The organism is Lentzea sp. NBRC 105346 (assembly GCF_030269605.1).
Lineage (GTDB): Bacteria > Actinomycetota > Actinomycetes > Mycobacteriales > Pseudonocardiaceae > Lentzea.
Window position 1 is genome coordinate 1 of record NZ_BSTQ01000019.1, and the last position, 15,148, is coordinate 15,148.

A 15,148-nucleotide genomic window follows, 5' to 3' on the forward strand; every position below is an offset into this window, starting at 1 on the left:
TCCATAGTGTTTCGGTGGTTATAGCGTTGGGGAAACACCCGGTCCCATTCCGAACCCGGTAGTTAAGCCCTTCTGCGCCGATGGTACTGCACTGGTGACGGTGTGGGAGAGTAGGTCGCCGCCGAACTTTACTTCCCTGAAGGGGCTTGCGATGGGGGCACACTAGGAGTGCTCTTGTATCGCAAGCCCCTTTCAGCGTGTCCATAGGAGGATTTGGTGTCTAGGTTCGGGGATCGTCCCGGCGACCGTCAGCGTGGCCAGGGAGACCGACCGCGCCGTTCCGAGGGTGGCCGCTCAGCAGGCGATCGCAAGTTCAGCAACAACGACCGCGGTGGCTCCTACAACCGCGATGACCGCAAGGGTGGCGACGACCGGGGCGAGCGCCGTCCGTTCCGTCGCGACGACCAGGGTGGATACCGCCGGGACGACCGTCCGGCCGGCGACCGCGGTGGCTACCGCTCGCGTGACGACCGCGGTGGGGACCGCCGCGACGACCGTCCCAGCGGCGACCGGGGCGGCTACCGCTCCCGCGACGACCGCGGTGGCGACCGGGGTGGATTCCGCCGTGAGGGCGGTTCCCGCGACGACCGCGGTGGGTTCCGGGGCCGTGACGACCGTGGCGGTTTCCGCCGCGGTGGCTCCTACAACCGCGATGACCGCAAGGGTGGCGACGACCGGGGCGAGCGTCGTCCGTTCCGTCGCGATGACCAGGGCGGATACCGCCGGGACGACCGTCCGGCCGGCGACCGCGGTGGCTACCGCTCGCGCGATGACCGCGGCGCGGACCGTCCCAGTGGTGACCGGGGCGGCTACCGCTCCCGCGATGACCGCGGCGGGGACCGTCCGACAGGTGACCGGGGCGGGTACCGCTCGCGTGACGACCGCGGTGGTTTCCGTTCGCGGGATGACCGTGGCGGCTCGTACAACCGCGATGACCGCGGTGGTGACCGCGGCGGTTTCCGCCGCGACGACCGTCCCGCCGGTGACCGGGGCGGCTACCGCTCCCGCGATGACCGCGGTGGCGACCGGGGTGGCTTCCGCCGCGACGACCGTCCCAGCGGCGACCGTGGTGGTTTCCGCCGTGAGGGCGGTTCCCGTGACGACCGCGGTGGGTACCGCGGCCGCGATGACCGTGGCGGCTCCTACAACCGTGACGACCGCAAGGGTGGCGACGACCGGGGCGAGCGCCGCTCGTTCCGTCGCGATGACCAGGGCGGATACCGCCGGGACGACCGCCCGGCCGGCGACCGCGGTGGCTACCGCTCGCGCGACGACCGGCCCGCCGGTGACCGGGGCGAGCGTCGCTCGTACCGCCGCGACGACGAAGGTGGCTACCGTCGCGAGGACCGCGGTGGCTTCCGTGGTGACGACCGCCGGGACGACCGCGGTGGCTACCGCCGTGACGACCGCCAGCGTGACGACCGCCGCGACCAGCGCAGCCGTGAACGTGCTGCGCGGTTCCAGGAGCGCGCCGCGGAGCAGGACCAGGACAGCACCGTCGAGACCGTTGAGCAGGACGAGACCGCTGCCGTGGTCGAGGCGCCGGCGGCCGAGCTGACCGACGAGCAGGCCGAGGTCGCCGAGGAGACGTCCACCGACGAGGTCGACGAGGACGCCGTCGACAGCGACACGGACGACAACGACGACGCCGACGAGCCCGAGACCCAGGAGCCCGAGACCCAGGAGCCCGTCGCCGCGGAGCCCCAGCAGGACGACGAGCCCGCCCCGGTGCGCGGCCGTGCGCCCGAGCTGCCCGAGGACGCGGACCTGTCGCTGCTCGACCCGGAGATCCGCGGCGAGCTGCGCAGCCTGCCGAAGGGGCTCGCGGAGATCGTGGGCCGGCACCTCGCGGCCGCCGGTCTGCTGATCGACAGCGAGCCCGAGCTGGCGCTCGAGCACGCCCGCCATGCCCGCACGAAGGCGGCGCGCGTCGGCGTCGTGCGCGAAGCGGCCGGCCTGACCGCGTACTACGCGGGCGAGTGGGCCGAGGCGCTGTCCGAGCTGCGGGCCGCGCGGCGCATGACGACCGGCCACGGTCACCTCGCGATCATGGCGGACTGCGAGCGCGCGCTCGGGCGTCCGGAGCGGGCCATCGAGCTCGCCCGAGAGGCCAAGGGCCAGCAGCTGCCCGCCGAGGAGGAGATCGAGCTGCGCATCGTCGCGGCCGGCGCTCGCCGGGACATGGGTCAGCTGGACGCCGCGGTCGTGGCGCTGCAGGGCCCGGACCTCGACCCGAGCAAGCGGACCGAGTTCAGCGCGCGCCTCTTCTACGCCTATGCGGACAACCTGGCCGCGGCCGGGCGTACCGAGGAGGCCGTGAAGTGGTTCCTCAACGCCGCCGAGGCGGACGACGAGGGCGAGACCGACGCGGCCGAGCGTGCGTTCGAGCTGACCGAGGACACGCAGGACGCCGCCGCCGAGAAGGAATGAGCGCCTAGTGAGCGACGAGACGTTGCTGGACCGGTACGACGCGCTGCTGATCGACCTCGACGGCACGGTCTACCGGGGCGGTCAAGCGGTTCCCGGCGCCGCCGAGGCGGTCGCCGAGGCTCGCACGAAGGGCGCGGGCATCCGCTTCGTCACCAACAACGCCTCTCGCTCGCCTCAGTCGGTCGCGGCCCATCTCAACGAGCTGGGCTTCGAGACCGCCGAGGACGAGGTCAGCACGAGCGCCCAGGCGGGCGCCGCGATGGTCGCCGAGCGGGTGCCGCCGGGCACGAAGGTGCTGGTGCTTGGCACGAGCGCCCTGGTCGCGGAGATCGCGGCCCGTGGGCTGGAACCGGTGACCACCGCCGACGCGGAGGCGGTCGTGCAGGGTCTGTCGCAGGACCTCGGCTGGCGTGAGCTGGCCGAGGCCTGCGTGGCCATCCGCAACGGCGCGCTGTGGGTCGCGTGCAACGTCGACCGCACCCTGCCGACCGAGCGCGGGCTGCTGCCCGGCAACGGCGCGATGGTCGCGGCGCTCAAGGCCGCCACCGACGCCGAGCCGCTCGTGGCGGGCAAGCCGGCCACGCCGTTGCTCGAACAGGCGGCGAAGAGCCTGGGCGCCCACCGGCCGCTGGTCGTGGGCGACCGGCTGGACACCGACATCGCGGGTGCGGTGAACGCCGGAATGGACTCGCTGCTCGTGCTCACCGGGGTGTCGACGCGGGCGGAAGCCGACGCATTGCCGGAGGAGTGGCGGCCCACGTATGTCGGCGCCGACCTGTCCGTTCTGCATGGGCTACCGTGAAACCGTGAACTATCCCCTGCCCGGCCCTCCGCCGAACCCGGCGGACGCGATCGAAGGTGCGCTGCAGCGGCTCGAGGGACTCGACAATGTCGAGGTCGCCGAGCACGTCGCGCGGTTCGACGCGGTACACGCGACCCTCACCGACGCGCTGTCCAGCATCGACAAGGTGTGATCCGGTGCCACGCAGGGCTCGGCTCGACGCCGAACTCGTGCGCCGCGGCATGGCCCGGTCGCGCGAGCACGCCAGTCAGCTCGTCGCCGAAGGCCGCGTGACGATCCGCGGCACGGTCGCCACCAAACCGGCGACCGCCGTCGAGACGGACACGGCACTCGTCGTCAAGGAAGACCAGGACGACCCCAAGTGGGCGTCGCGTGGTGCGCACAAGCTCGTCGGAGCCCTGGAAGCGTTCCAGGTGAACCCGGAGCACAAGCGCTGCCTCGACGCCGGCGCATCCACTGGCGGTTTCACCGATGTGCTGCTGCGCAACGGTGCCCGGCAGGTCGTCGCGGCCGATGTCGGGCGGGGTCTGCTCGACTGGAAGCTGCAGACCGACGACCGGGTCGTCGTGAAGGACAAGACCAACGTCCGCAGCCTCACGCCCGAGGACATCGGCGGAAAAGTTGAACTCGTGGTGGCCGATCTCTCGTTTATCTCGTTGAGGCTGGTGCTTCCCGCACTGGCCGCGTGCCTCGACGAGGAGGGCGACCTGCTGCCGATGGTCAAGCCGCAGTTCGAGGTCGGCAAGGAACGGCTCGGCTCCGGCGGTGTCGTGCGCGACCCGGAACTGCGCGCCACCGCCGTCATCGAGGTGATCGAAGCCGCGCAGCAGCTGAACCTGCGGGCGTGTGGCGTCACGGCGAGTCCGCTTCCCGGACCCTCGGGCAACGTCGAATACTTCCTCTGGCTCAGGAAAGGCGATCCGGCCGACGCGGACGTGATCGCCGAGATGGTGCGAACCGCTGTCGCAGAAGGGCCCCAATGAGGGAAATCCTGCTGGTCGTCCACACCGGACACCAGAGCAACGTCGATCTCGCGCGTCAGGTCGCCGGCCGGCTCGCCGTCGGCGGCATCACCGTGCGCGTTCTCGACGAGGAGGCGTCCGACCTCGGACCGTCGTGCTGCACGGCGCTGGTCCCGGCCGACGAGCACGCCGCCGTGGGCACGGAGCTCGTGCTCGTGCTCGGCGGTGACGGAACCCTGTTGCGCGCCGCGGAGCTCGCGGTTCCCGCGGGCATTCCCGTGCTCGGCGTGAACCTCGGCCGCGTCGGCTTCCTCGCCGAGGCGGACTCGGACGCGCTGCACGAGGCGGTCAGCCACGTGCTGGCATCCGACTACTACGTCGAGGAGCGCATGACGCTCGACGTCACGGCGCGGGTGAACGGCGACGTGATCACGCAGACGTGGGCGGTCAACGAGGCCAGCGTCGAGAAGAGCATCCGGGAACGGGTGCTGGAGGTCGTCGTCGAGGTCGACGGCAGGCCGGTGTCGGCGTTCGGCTGCGACGGCGTGCTGTGCGCGACCCCGACCGGGTCGACGGCCTACGCGTTCTCCGCGGGCGGGCCCGTGATGTGGCCGGACGTGCAGGCGCTGCTGGTGGTCCCGAACAACGCGCACGCGCTGTTCGCGCGGCCGCTGGTCGTGTCGCCGAAGTCCGTGGTGGCCTTCGAGGTCGAACCGACCAGCCAGCCCGCGGTGCTGTCCGCGGACGGGCGGCGCACGTTCGAGCTGCCGCCGGGTAGCCGGATCGAGATCGTCGAGGGCAAGCTGCCGCTGAAGGTCGCGCGGCTGCGCAAGGAGCCGTTCACCGACCGGCTCGTCGAGAAGTTCACGTTGCCTGTGAAGGGGTGGCGGGGACCATCGGCAGGCTGATCTCACCGCTGGGCTACGCCGCGTTCGCGAGCAGTGTTTTGCGGGACACCCGCACCCGGCCGAGCGAAAGACTGTCAGGGGAGGCAAGTATCGTTCGCCCTGTGCTGGCCGAGATGCGCATCAAAGGCCTTGGCGTGATCGACGAGGCGACGCTCGAGCTCGATTCCGGGTTCACCGTCGTCACGGGCGAGACCGGGGCGGGCAAGACCATGGTCGTGACGGGGTTGCACCTGCTCGGCGGTGGTCGGGCCGAGGCGTCGCGCGTCCGCACCGGGGCCGACAAGGCGGTCGTCGAAGGCAGATTCCACGCGCCCGCGGGCAGTCCGGCGGCCAAGGTCGCCGACGAGGTGGGTGGCGAGCCGGACGACGACGGCACCGTGATCGCAGTGCGGACCGTCGGGTCGGACGGCCGGTCCCGCGCGCACCTGGGTGGCCGGTCGGTGCCGGTCGGCGTGCTTTCCGAGCTGTCCGAACAACTTCTCGCCGTGCACGGGCAGAACGACCAGCTGAGGTTGTTGCGTCCCACCGAACAGCGCGCGGTCCTGGACCGCTTCGCCGGCGACGACGTGTCCGAGCCGCTCGGCCAGTACCAGCGCATCCGCGAGGAGTGGCTGCGCGTCGCGGCCGAGCTGACCGAGCGCACCGAACGTTCCCGCGAGCTCGCGCGCGAGGCGGACCTGCTGCGCCACGGTCTAGGCGAGATCGACGCGGTCGACCCGAAACCGGGCGAGGACAACGAACTGCACGACGAGGCCCGCCGCCTGGCCGACGCCGACCAGCTCCGCGAGGCGGCGCAGGGCGCGCAGTACGCGGTGAGCGGTGCCGTGGACGGCGACCCGGACAACCCCGGCGCGCTGGGGCTGATCTCCGAGGCGCGGCGCCGGCTGTCCACTTCGGAGGACCCGAAGCTGCGCGAGATGGAGCCCCGCCTGGCCGAGGCCGCGACGCTGCTCGCGGACGTCGGTGCGGAGATCAGCGGCTACCTCGACCACCTGGAGGCCGACCCCGGCCGCCTGGAGCAGGTGCTGCAGCGCCAGGCCGAGCTCAAGGCGTTGACCCGCAAGTACGCCGCGGACATCGACGGCGTCATCGAGTGGGCGACGCAGGCGCGCGAGCGACTCAACGGCCTCGACACGTCCGAGGAGGCTTTGGCCGAACTGGCTTCCCGGCGCGACTCGTTGGCCGTAGAGCTCGCGGCTTACGCCCAGCAGGTGACCGAGGCGCGCCTGGAAGCCGCTTTGGAGCTGGGCAAGGCTGTCACCGAGGAGCTCGACGGCCTGGCGATGCCGCACGCCACGGTCGAGGTAGCGGTCCGCCCGCGCCCGGCCGAGCCCAACGACCCGCACGCCCTGCTGGTCGGCAAGCAGCAGCTGCATGCGGGCAACAGCGGCGTCGACGACGTCGAGCTGCGCCTGATCTCGCACCCCGGCGCCCCCGCGCTGCCCGTGCACAAGGGCGCGTCCGGCGGTGAGCTCTCACGGGTCATGCTGGCCCTCGAGGTCGTGCTGTCGCACTCCGACCCGGTGCCCACCCTGGTGTTCGACGAGGTCGACGCCGGTGTCGGCGGCCGGGCCGCGGTCGAGGTGGGCCGGCGCCTGGCGCGCCTGGCCCGCAGCCACCAGGTCATCGTCGTGACGCACCTGCCGCAGGTGGCGGCGTTCGCCGACCGGCACCTCGTGGTGGACAAGTCGGCCGACGGGACGTTCACCCGCAGCGCCGTGCGCAAGCTCTCCGAGTCGGACCGGGTGATCGAGCTGGCGCGCATGCTGGCCGGCATGGACTCGACCGACACCGGGCGTGCGCACGCCGAGGAGCTGCTGGCGGCGGCGAAGGCGGACAAGGAAACCGCGCCCGTGGTGCGCCGCAAGGGCAAGAAGAAGTCCTAACCGAGGGCGCGGCCACGCATCCATCAGGTGGATGGGTGGGTTCTCGCCAGGTGGATAGGTGGGTTCTCGCCGGGTGAGTCGTACGTTCCCGACCGGTGAGTCGTACGGTCCTACCGCCTGGGTTGTGCGTTCGCCCCGCAGGTCAGGCGTTCGAGCAGCGGGTCATGCGCTCCTAGAGCCCGGTTTTCGCGCATCCCCCATCGCGGCATCCGCGCACCCCACCATGGCATCCGCGCGGCCCTCCGCATGCTCAAGCGGGCGTCCCCCCGACCAGGGGGTCCCCCGTTTTTAATTCTCCCAGAAGGCACCGACAATTCCGGGGCCGTCGGGCACCCACGCCACCTGACACACTGGTGCGGTGATCACTCGCAGGGCACTCGGGTCGGTGCTCGTGGTGGTCGCGGCCGGTCTCGCGGTCGCGGCCAGCTTCATGTTGCTGTACTGGCAGTCGTTCGGCGCCGACATCGGTGGCCTGGAGGGCGGGCAGGGGCCGACGGCCTGGGAGTGGGTCATGGACAACTCCCCGTTCGATCCACAGGTGCACCCGACGCGGTATGGCATCCCGATCGTCGTGGCGGCCGCGCTGCTGGTCGGGTCCGCTGTGCTGGCGTTCCGGTCGCCACGCCTGTCGGTGCTGGCCGCGTTCGTCGCCCCGCTGGGCGCAGCGCTGCTCACCGGGGCGGTGTGGTCTGCGGGCGAGGACGTGCTGAGCGTCCAGAGCTACATCACGGCCGGGGGACCGGCGCCGCCCAACGCGGTCTTCGAGGTCGGGCAGGGGCTGTGGGTGCTCATCGTGGCGTCCGTGACGGCGCTCGCCGGGGCCGCGCTGATGATGCAGCCGCTGCCGCCGCGCGAGAAACCGCAGGTCACGGGGCCGGTGGTGATCCATCGCATCGAGGACGACGAGATCCCTCCTGACGACACGGACACGCCGCCGTACGGTATGCCGCGACAGGAGGACACCTGATGAACCGGGCGACGGCGGCTGCTCTGCTGGCGGTGGGCGTGGTGCTCACGGTCGCGGCGCTCGTGCTGCCGTTGTACTCGTCGGCGTATCCCGGCGGCGTCGAGGTGATCGTCCGGGCCTGGGGCACCGAGATCGTCAACAAGCCGGGGGACTGGCCGCCGGGTGAGCTGTCGCCGCTCTACGCGATTCCGCTGACCGTGACGGCCGCGGCCCTCGCGGCAAGTGTGTTCCTCCGCCGGAGGCTCGCCGCGTACACGGCGCTTGGCGGTGCGGCGGCGCAGGTCGGGGCGGTGGGGATTCTGCTGACGCTGCTTCTCTCGGAGAAGGGGCACGTCGACGAGACGGCTGGACAGTCGTTCTCGCCTGGGATCGGCGTGATGTTGCTGGTCGTGGGCACGGTCGCGGCCGTCGTGGGTGCGATCGCGCTCCAGAGGGAGGCGGCGTGATCCGGCGGATCGCGAGCATCGGCGCGCTCGTCGGGGCGGCCGGCCTCGCGTTGTTCGGGACGACGCGCCCGTTGTCGCACCTCAGCATCGCGCTCACACCGGACGAGCCGCGCAAGGACTTCATCACCACCGGGTGGCGCACGGACTTCGCCGGCACTGTCGACCAGCACAGCCCGCTGTTCGGGGTGCCCGTGGCGGTCGCGGTGCTGGTCATCGCGGTAGCGCTGGCCTGGCCCCGGCAGACGAAACGCCTGGCGTTCGCCGGCAGCGCCCTGCTCGCGGGGGTGCTCGGGATGCTGCTCGTGTACCTCGGCAACGCGATCCGGTTCCACCGCGAGGGCAACCTCGCGATCGACCCCGGTCTGCAGGCCGGGTTCGGTGACGGAGTGTGGTTTCTCGCATCGGCCTTGCTGATCGCAGTGCTGGGAACTGTGCTTCACCCGACTCGGGCACGGCGTGCCTCACCTGTCCCGCGTGCACCGTGAGTCACTATCGGACGCATGAAGCTCTCCGGGTTGCTCAGCCGCTCCAGCACCGAACTGCCTGGCGTCACCGGCGTTGCGCGGGTGGACCGGAAGGCGAGCGACCTGGTGCGCCGGGTCAGTCCCGGCGACGTGGCCGTGTTCGACCTCGTCGACCTCGACCGGCGGACAGCTGAGGCGCTGGTCGCGGCCGAGGTCGTGGGCGTGGTCAACGCGTCGCCGTCGATCTCCGGGCGGTTTCCGAACCTGGGGCCCGAGCTGCTGATCGAGGCGGGCATCCCGCTGATCGACAGCGTCGGCGCCGCGGCGCTGCGGGAGATCAAGGAAGGCACCAAGCTCCGCCTGCACGAAGGCGTCGTCTACGCCGGTGAGCGCGAGCTCGCCAAGGGCATCGAGCAGAACGCCGAGTCCATCGCCGACGCCATGATCGAGGCGAAGGCGGGCATGTCGGCGCAGCTCGAGGCGTTCTCGGCGAACACCATCGAGTTCCTGCGCCGCGAGCGCACGCTGATCCTCGACGGTGTCGGCGTGCCCGAGGTGTACGTGCCGATCCGCGACCGCCAGGTGCTGGTCGTCGCGGGCGGGCCGTCGCACGCCGAGGAGCTGCGTCGGCTGCGCAAGTACATCCGCGAGTACCGGCCCGTGCTGATCGGCGTCGACACCGGCGCCGACACGCTGCACGACGCCGGGTTCAAGCCGGACATCGTGGTGGGCGACCCCGATGGCATCGGTACGGCGTCTTTGAAGGCTGCGGCCGAGGTCGTCGTCCCCGCGCAGACCGATGGTCACGCGCCCGGCCTCCAGCGGATCCAGGATCTCGGGATCGGCGCGGTGACGTTCCCCGCGTCCGGCAACGCCGAGGACCTCGCACTGCTGCTCGCCGAGGCGCACGGCGCGTCCCTGGTCGTCACGGTCGGCCTGCGCGCGACGCTGCGCGAGTTCCTTGACCGTGGTCACTCGGGTTCGAATCCCTCGACCTTCCTCACCCGGCTCAAGCTCGGCAGCAAGCTCGTCGACGGGGAGGCGGTCGCGACGCTGCACCGCAGCCGGGTCTCGCTCGGCGTGATCGTTCTGCTGGTGGTCGCCGCTGTTGTTGCGATGGTGTCGGCGCTGGCTGTGTCCGGGGTCGGTCAGGCGTACGTCGACATCGCCGTCGACGGCTGGAAAACCGTAGTCGACTGGTTCGGGGGGTTGTTCTCGTGATCTCGCTGCGCTACCACATCGTGTCGATCACGGCTGTGTTCCTGGCGCTCGCCGTGGGCGTGGTGCTCGGGTCTACCGCTATCAGCGGGCGGCTGTTGTCGGGGTTGTCCAACGAGAAGAACACGCTTGGGCAGCAGGTGTCCGATCTGCAGGACGAGCGCAACGCTCTGAACGCCCGGTTGGCCGAGGCTGATCGGTTCGCTTCCTCCGTCGGGCCGCTGGCCGTGAAGGATCGGCTTGCTGAGCGGACCGTCGTGTTGGTCACGACGTCCGATGCGCGGCCTACCGATCGGGATCAGCTCGTTGCGTTGATCAAGGCGGCCGGCGGGATCGTTACTGGCGAGCTGCAGCTCACCGAGTCTTTTTCTGATCCCAACAAGGCTGATCAGTTGCGGGACCTGGTGGCTCGGTTGCAGCCTGCCGGGACTTCGCTGCCTACCGCTGCTGATCCTGGGACTCGGGCTGGTGGGTTGTTCGGGACGCTGCTGTTGTTGAACAAGGACAATCAGCCTCAGGCCTCGGCTGACGAATCTGCCTCGGCTTTGGCTGGGTTGGCCAATGCTGGGTTTGTTCGGGCTACTCAGGGGGTTAAGGCGGCTCAGCTGGCCGTGGTGCTCACCGGTGGGGCTGCCGTGGGGGACTCGGCTGGGGATCGGGCTGCGACCATTGCCCGGTTTGCTACGCAGATGGATCGGTCCGGGGCTGGGACTGTGCTTGCCGGGTCCGACGGGTCGGCTACTGGGTCCGGGGCTATTGGGGTCGTGCGGGCGGATACTGCCGCCACTTCGATTCTGTCTACTGTGGACAATCTTGATACTGCTGCTGGGCGGGTGGTTACTGTGCTCGCTTTGCGGGAGCAGCTGGAGGGGCGGTCGGGGCGGTACGGGGTGGCTGGGAATGCGGAGGCTCCCTCGCCTGCGGCGTAGTCCTGGGCTTCGCGAGTCCTCAGTTCAGCCCGGCGAGTCCTCAGTTCACGCTCTGGGGCGCGAGTCGTACGTTCCCGACCTGTGAGTCGTATGTTCGTGGGGCCTGAGGTGTGCGTTCGTGGGTCCTGAGGTGTGCGTTCGTGGGCTGTGGGTGGTGCGTTCGCGGGCTCCTGATCTTGTCGGTGGTGCGTGCTTGGATATGTGCAAGGGGTGCTTCGCTCGGGGGGACCTCTGGCTTGCCTTTCCCGGTGGTCGCCTTCCTCGGGTGTTGCGTTGTGGTCGCGTTTGCTCGGCTTGCGTTTGTGTTGACGCGGCGGCTTTTGTGGTGGGTCGCTAGTGCGACGCGCTGACTTTCCTTGGCTGCCGGTTGCGTGCGTGGTTGCGCCTTGGCTGTCGGTTGCGTGCGTGGTCGCCTTTTACTGCTCGGGGCTCCGCCCCGGACCCCGGCTCAGCTCAAAGAGGGGCCCTCCCCGTGGTCCGGTTTCGTAGTGGGTCGCCTTGGGGTGGTGGGCCCTCCCGTCGCATCGCACCAGAGGCAGCCACATCCGGGATCCCAGGTCAAGCGAAAAGCGTGCTTGACCTGGGATCCCGGATGCGGCAGGGCGTTCGCCTGCGATGCGACGGGAGGGCCCACCACCCGCTGTGGTGTGCGCTGGCGCGCTGGGCGTGGGGGACTCGCGCTTCGCGCATCGTGGCTCGGCCAAGTGGGTGATGTTTGTCTGTGGGGCTTGGTGCGCTGAGTGACGGGTCTCGTGTTAGCGTTAGGGCCCGTGGACGTGAGGGAGGACCCTCACCGGATGTCACGGGAGCCCCGTTGGTGCAGCAGGCACGTACGACCAAGCACGTCTTCGTCACGGGAGGCGTCGCCTCCTCCCTCGGCAAGGGACTCACCGCCTCCAGCCTCGGCCAGTTGCTCACGTCGCGTGGCCTTCGGGTGACCATGCAGAAGCTGGACCCGTACCTCAACGTCGACCCCGGCACGATGAACCCGTTCCAGCACGGCGAGGTCTTCGTGACCGACGACGGGGCCGAGACGGACCTCGACATCGGCCACTACGAGCGGTTCCTCGCGCGGGACCTGAGCGCCGACGCGAACGTCACCACTGGCCAGGTGTACTCCGAGGTCATCGCCAAGGAGCGGCGCGGGGAGTACCTCGGCGACACGGTGCAGGTGATTCCGCACATCACGGACGAGATCAAGCGGCGGATCCGGGCTATGGCCGAGCCGGACGCCGACGGGGTTACGCCGGACGTCGTCATCACCGAGGTCGGTGGCACCGTCGGTGACATCGAGTCGCTGCCGTTCCTCGAGGCGTGTCGGCAGGTGCGGCACGACGTGGGGCGCGACAACGTGTTCTTTCTGCACGTCAGCCTGGTGCCGTACCTGGCGCCCAGCGGCGAGTTGAAGACCAAGCCGACCCAGCACTCGGTGGCGGCGCTGCGGAACATCGGTATTCAGCCTGACGCGATCGTGTGCCGGGCGGATCGGGAGATTCCGGACGCGCTCAAGCGCAAGATCGGCCTCATGTGTGACGTGGACACGGACGCGGTCGTGGCGGCCGTGGACGCGCCGTCCATCTACGACATCCCCAAGGTGCTGCACGGGGAGGGGCTTGACGCGTACGTCGTGCGGCGGCTTGGGCTGCCGTTCCGTGACGTCGACTGGACGGTGTGGGGCGACCTGCTCGACCGCGTGCACAACCCGTCGGAGACGGTGAAGATCGCGCTGGTCGGCAAGTACGTTGACCTGCCGGACGCGTACCTGAGCGTCACTGAGGCGTTGCGTGCGGGTGGGTTCGCGCATCGCGCCAAGGTTGAGATCAAGTGGGTGCCGTCGGACGAGTGTCAGACCGCTGAAGGTGCGGCGCGCTCGCTTGCCGGGATGGACGGCGTGCTCATTCCCGGCGGGTTCGGGGTGCGCGGTATTGAGGGCAAGATCGGGGCCATTACCTACGCGCGGACGCGTGGCGTGCCGATTCTCGGGTTGTGTCTTGGGTTGCAGTGCATGGTCATTGAGACCGCGCGCAACCTCGCGGGCATTGCGGACGCCAACTCCGCGGAGTTCGAGGAGGGCGGCGCGCCTGTTATCAGCACGATGGCTGACCAGCAGGACGTCATCTCCGGCGAGCGCGACATGGGCGGCACGATGCGGCTCGGCGCGTACGTTGCGAAGCTGACGCCCGGCTCGCAGGTTGCGAACGCCTATGGCGCGAGTGAGGCGTCCGAGCGGCATCGGCACCGGTTCGAGGTGAACAACGCCTACCGCGGCAAGCTCGCTGACGCGGGGCTCGTGTTCTCCGGGGTGTCGCCGGACGGGCGGCTCGTCGAGTTCATCGAGCTGCCGCAGGAGGTGCACCCGTTCTTCGTCGCGACGCAGGCGCACCCGGAGCTCAAGTCGCGGCCCACCAAGCCGCATCCGCTGTTCGCGGCTTTCGTGCGGGCCGCGATCGACTACCGTGTCGCGGAACGTCTTCCGCTCACGGCAGGAGCCAAGTAAGTGAGTGATCGTCACGAGTTCAAGGTCGCCGGCTCGCAGGACGTCCACGTCGGTCGCGTCGTGGCGCTGCGGATCGACGACGTCGAGATGCCCGGCGGGGAGCACGCCAAGCGCGAGATCGTCGAACATCCCGGCGCGGTCGCCGTGGTGGCGCTGGACTCCGAGGGTTACGTGACGTTGATCCACCAGTACCGGCACGCGCTCGGGCGGCGCCTGTGGGAGTTGCCCGCAGGGCTGCTCGACTCGGCCGGGGAGTCCCCCGTGGACGCCGCACGGCGCGAGCTCGGCGAGGAGGTCGGGCTCGCCGCGCAGTGGTGGTCCACGCTTGTGGACGTCGCGGCCTCGCCCGGTTTCACCGACGAGGTCGTGCGGGTGTTCCTCGCGCAGGGACTGTCCGAAGTGGACCGCGATCACCAGGGTGAGGAGGAGGCGGATCTGGAGATCCACCGCTTCCCGCTGTCCGACGCGGTCCGCATGGTGTTCTCGGGCGAGATCGTGAACTCGTCGGCGATCGGCGGCCTGCTCGCCGCTCGCGAGGTGGTCGAGGGCCGGGCGTCCGCCCGGCCCGCCGACGCCCCGTGGCAGGACCGCCCCACCCGCTTCGCCGCCCGCGGCTGAAGTTGATCTTCCATGAGGGGAGCCTTCATGTACCTGAGGTCCATGAAGGCTCCCCTCATGGTTTTTGCCGCCGCGGCGGCGGGCTGCGGGGTGCTGATGTTCGTCAACCCGAACTCGCCGGACTCGTGGTTGCCGCGCTGCCCGTTCAACTGGCTGACCGGGTTGGACTGTCCGGCGTGCGGCTCAACGCGAATGGTCCACGCGTTGCTGCACGGCGACGTCGTGGCGGCGTGGCATTTCAACGCCGTCATGCTCGTCGCCGGGCTGCCGCTGATGGCCTGGCTGTGGCTGCGCTGGTTCAACGCCTCCCGCAAGGGGGAGAAGCAGAAGCCCGTGCCCAAGTCCGTCGGGGTGACGGTCCTGGCCACGGGCCTCGTGTGGATGGTCGTGCGGAACCTAGTCGCGTAGCTTGCGGCCCTGGGCGTCCGTGCCGCCGTTGACCAGGATGATGATCGCGTCGACCAACGCCCAGATGCCGCAACCGCCGCACGTCAGCAGCTGGGCGACCGCGATGCCCGTGTCGCCCATGTAGAAGCGGCCCACGCCGAAGTGGCCGAGGAACAGCTGCAGGATCCCGGCGACGACCTTCGACTTGTCCGACAGCGGCATCCCCGTGAGCGGGTCGTAGCCGTACGGCGCGTAGACGTTCGCCCCGTACCCGGTCGCTCCGTACCCGGTCGTCCCGTAACCAGGCGGGGGAGGGGGCGGCGGAGGCGTCGCGAACCCCGGAGCCGGCGTGTACGGGGGCGGTGGCGGCGGCGCCATCGTCATCGTCGGGAACGGCGGCGGCGTGGGCGGGGCCAGGAACGGCGGGTGCGGGTGCGGCAGGTCGCTGAACAGGTCCGCCAGCTCCTGATATGTCTGCGCTGTGGTCGCGCGGGTGACCCGGTTCTCGTACTCGCTGATGTCGACTCGCCCGGCCGCGAAGTGGTCGTTCAGGGCGTTGATCGCCTCTTCGCGCTGCTGGTTGCCGATTCTGTGGTGCTCGGGTCCGAAAGGTTGCGACACGACGCGGAACGCT

Annotated in this window: 15 protein-coding genes and 1 rRNA gene; 15 read left to right on the forward strand and 1 reads right to left on the reverse strand. The window is 70.2% G+C overall.

What is annotated here, in order from left to right:
* The first annotated feature begins 10 nt into the window (after window positions 1-10).
* The 15 genes from rrf to QSK35_RS33520 all read left to right on the forward strand — a co-directional run bounded on the left by rrf (window position 11) and on the right by QSK35_RS33520 (window position 14,535).
* Window positions 11-127, forward strand: a 5S ribosomal RNA gene (rrf, locus tag QSK35_RS33450).
* An 89-nt stretch (window positions 128-216) separates the two neighbouring features.
* Window positions 217-2,430: a hypothetical protein gene (locus QSK35_RS33455; RefSeq protein ID WP_285751662.1), complete on the forward strand. Its 2,214-nt coding sequence runs from the start codon at window positions 217-219 to the stop codon at window positions 2,428-2,430.
* Window positions 2,431-2,437: 7 nt separating this feature from the next.
* Window positions 2,438-3,232 (forward strand): HAD-IIA family hydrolase, encoded by a 795-nt coding sequence (locus QSK35_RS33460; protein WP_352244167.1) that lies wholly within the window; start codon window positions 2,438-2,440, stop codon window positions 3,230-3,232.
* A 4-nt stretch (window positions 3,233-3,236) separates the two neighbouring features.
* Window positions 3,237-3,404, forward strand: coding sequence for a hypothetical protein (locus tag QSK35_RS33465; RefSeq protein ID WP_285751663.1), 168 nt, complete (start codon window positions 3,237-3,239; stop codon window positions 3,402-3,404).
* A 4-nt stretch (window positions 3,405-3,408) separates the two neighbouring features.
* On the forward strand, window positions 3,409-4,215 hold the full coding sequence (locus tag QSK35_RS33470; protein ID WP_285751664.1) for a TlyA family RNA methyltransferase: 807 nt from the start codon (window positions 3,409-3,411) through the stop codon (window positions 4,213-4,215).
* Window positions 4,212-5,102, forward strand: a complete 891-nt coding sequence (locus tag QSK35_RS33475) for an NAD kinase (RefSeq protein ID WP_285751665.1) — start codon at window positions 4,212-4,214, stop codon at window positions 5,100-5,102. The genes QSK35_RS33470 and QSK35_RS33475 overlap by 4 nt, the downstream gene beginning before the upstream one ends.
* A gap of 101 nt (window positions 5,103-5,203) precedes the next feature.
* On the forward strand, window positions 5,204-6,988 hold the full coding sequence (gene recN / locus QSK35_RS33480; protein ID WP_285751666.1) for a DNA repair protein RecN: 1,785 nt from the start codon (window positions 5,204-5,206) through the stop codon (window positions 6,986-6,988).
* Window positions 6,989-7,346: 358 nt separating this feature from the next.
* On the forward strand, window positions 7,347-7,955 hold the full coding sequence (locus tag QSK35_RS33485) for a hypothetical protein (protein WP_285751667.1): 609 nt from the start codon (window positions 7,347-7,349) through the stop codon (window positions 7,953-7,955).
* Window positions 7,955-8,401 (forward strand): hypothetical protein, encoded by a 447-nt coding sequence (locus QSK35_RS33490; RefSeq protein WP_285751668.1) that lies wholly within the window; start codon window positions 7,955-7,957, stop codon window positions 8,399-8,401. The genes QSK35_RS33485 and QSK35_RS33490 overlap by 1 nt, the downstream gene beginning before the upstream one ends.
* Window positions 8,398-8,886: a hypothetical protein gene (locus tag QSK35_RS33495; RefSeq protein WP_285751669.1), complete on the forward strand. Its 489-nt coding sequence runs from the start codon at window positions 8,398-8,400 to the stop codon at window positions 8,884-8,886. Before QSK35_RS33490 ends, QSK35_RS33495 begins: the two co-directional genes overlap by 4 nt.
* A 15-nt stretch (window positions 8,887-8,901) precedes the next feature.
* Window positions 8,902-10,086, forward strand: a complete 1,185-nt coding sequence (steA, locus tag QSK35_RS33500) for a putative cytokinetic ring protein SteA (protein ID WP_285751670.1) — start codon at window positions 8,902-8,904, stop codon at window positions 10,084-10,086.
* Window positions 10,083-11,012 (forward strand): copper transporter, encoded by a 930-nt coding sequence (locus tag QSK35_RS33505; protein WP_285751671.1) that lies wholly within the window; start codon window positions 10,083-10,085, stop codon window positions 11,010-11,012. Before steA ends, QSK35_RS33505 begins: the two co-directional genes overlap by 4 nt.
* An 817-nt stretch (window positions 11,013-11,829) precedes the next feature.
* Window positions 11,830-13,509, forward strand: a complete 1,680-nt coding sequence (gene pyrG / locus QSK35_RS33510) for a CTP synthase (RefSeq protein WP_502881757.1) — start codon at window positions 11,830-11,832, stop codon at window positions 13,507-13,509.
* Window positions 13,510-14,127 (forward strand): NUDIX domain-containing protein, encoded by a 618-nt coding sequence (locus tag QSK35_RS33515; protein ID WP_285751674.1) that lies wholly within the window; start codon window positions 13,510-13,512, stop codon window positions 14,125-14,127. It begins immediately after the preceding gene.
* Window positions 14,128-14,154: 27 nt separating this feature from the next.
* A complete protein-coding gene (locus QSK35_RS33520; RefSeq protein ID WP_285751675.1) occupies window positions 14,155-14,535 on the forward strand; it encodes a DUF2752 domain-containing protein in 381 nt (126 codons plus the stop codon).
* Here QSK35_RS33520 and QSK35_RS33525 read toward each other — a convergent pair.
* Window positions 14,524-15,135: an NINE protein gene (locus QSK35_RS33525; protein ID WP_285751676.1), complete on the reverse strand. Its 612-nt coding sequence runs from the start codon at window positions 15,133-15,135 to the stop codon at window positions 14,524-14,526. The genes QSK35_RS33520 and QSK35_RS33525 overlap by 12 nt on opposite strands.
* Between the last annotated feature and the right edge of the window lie 13 nt (window positions 15,136-15,148).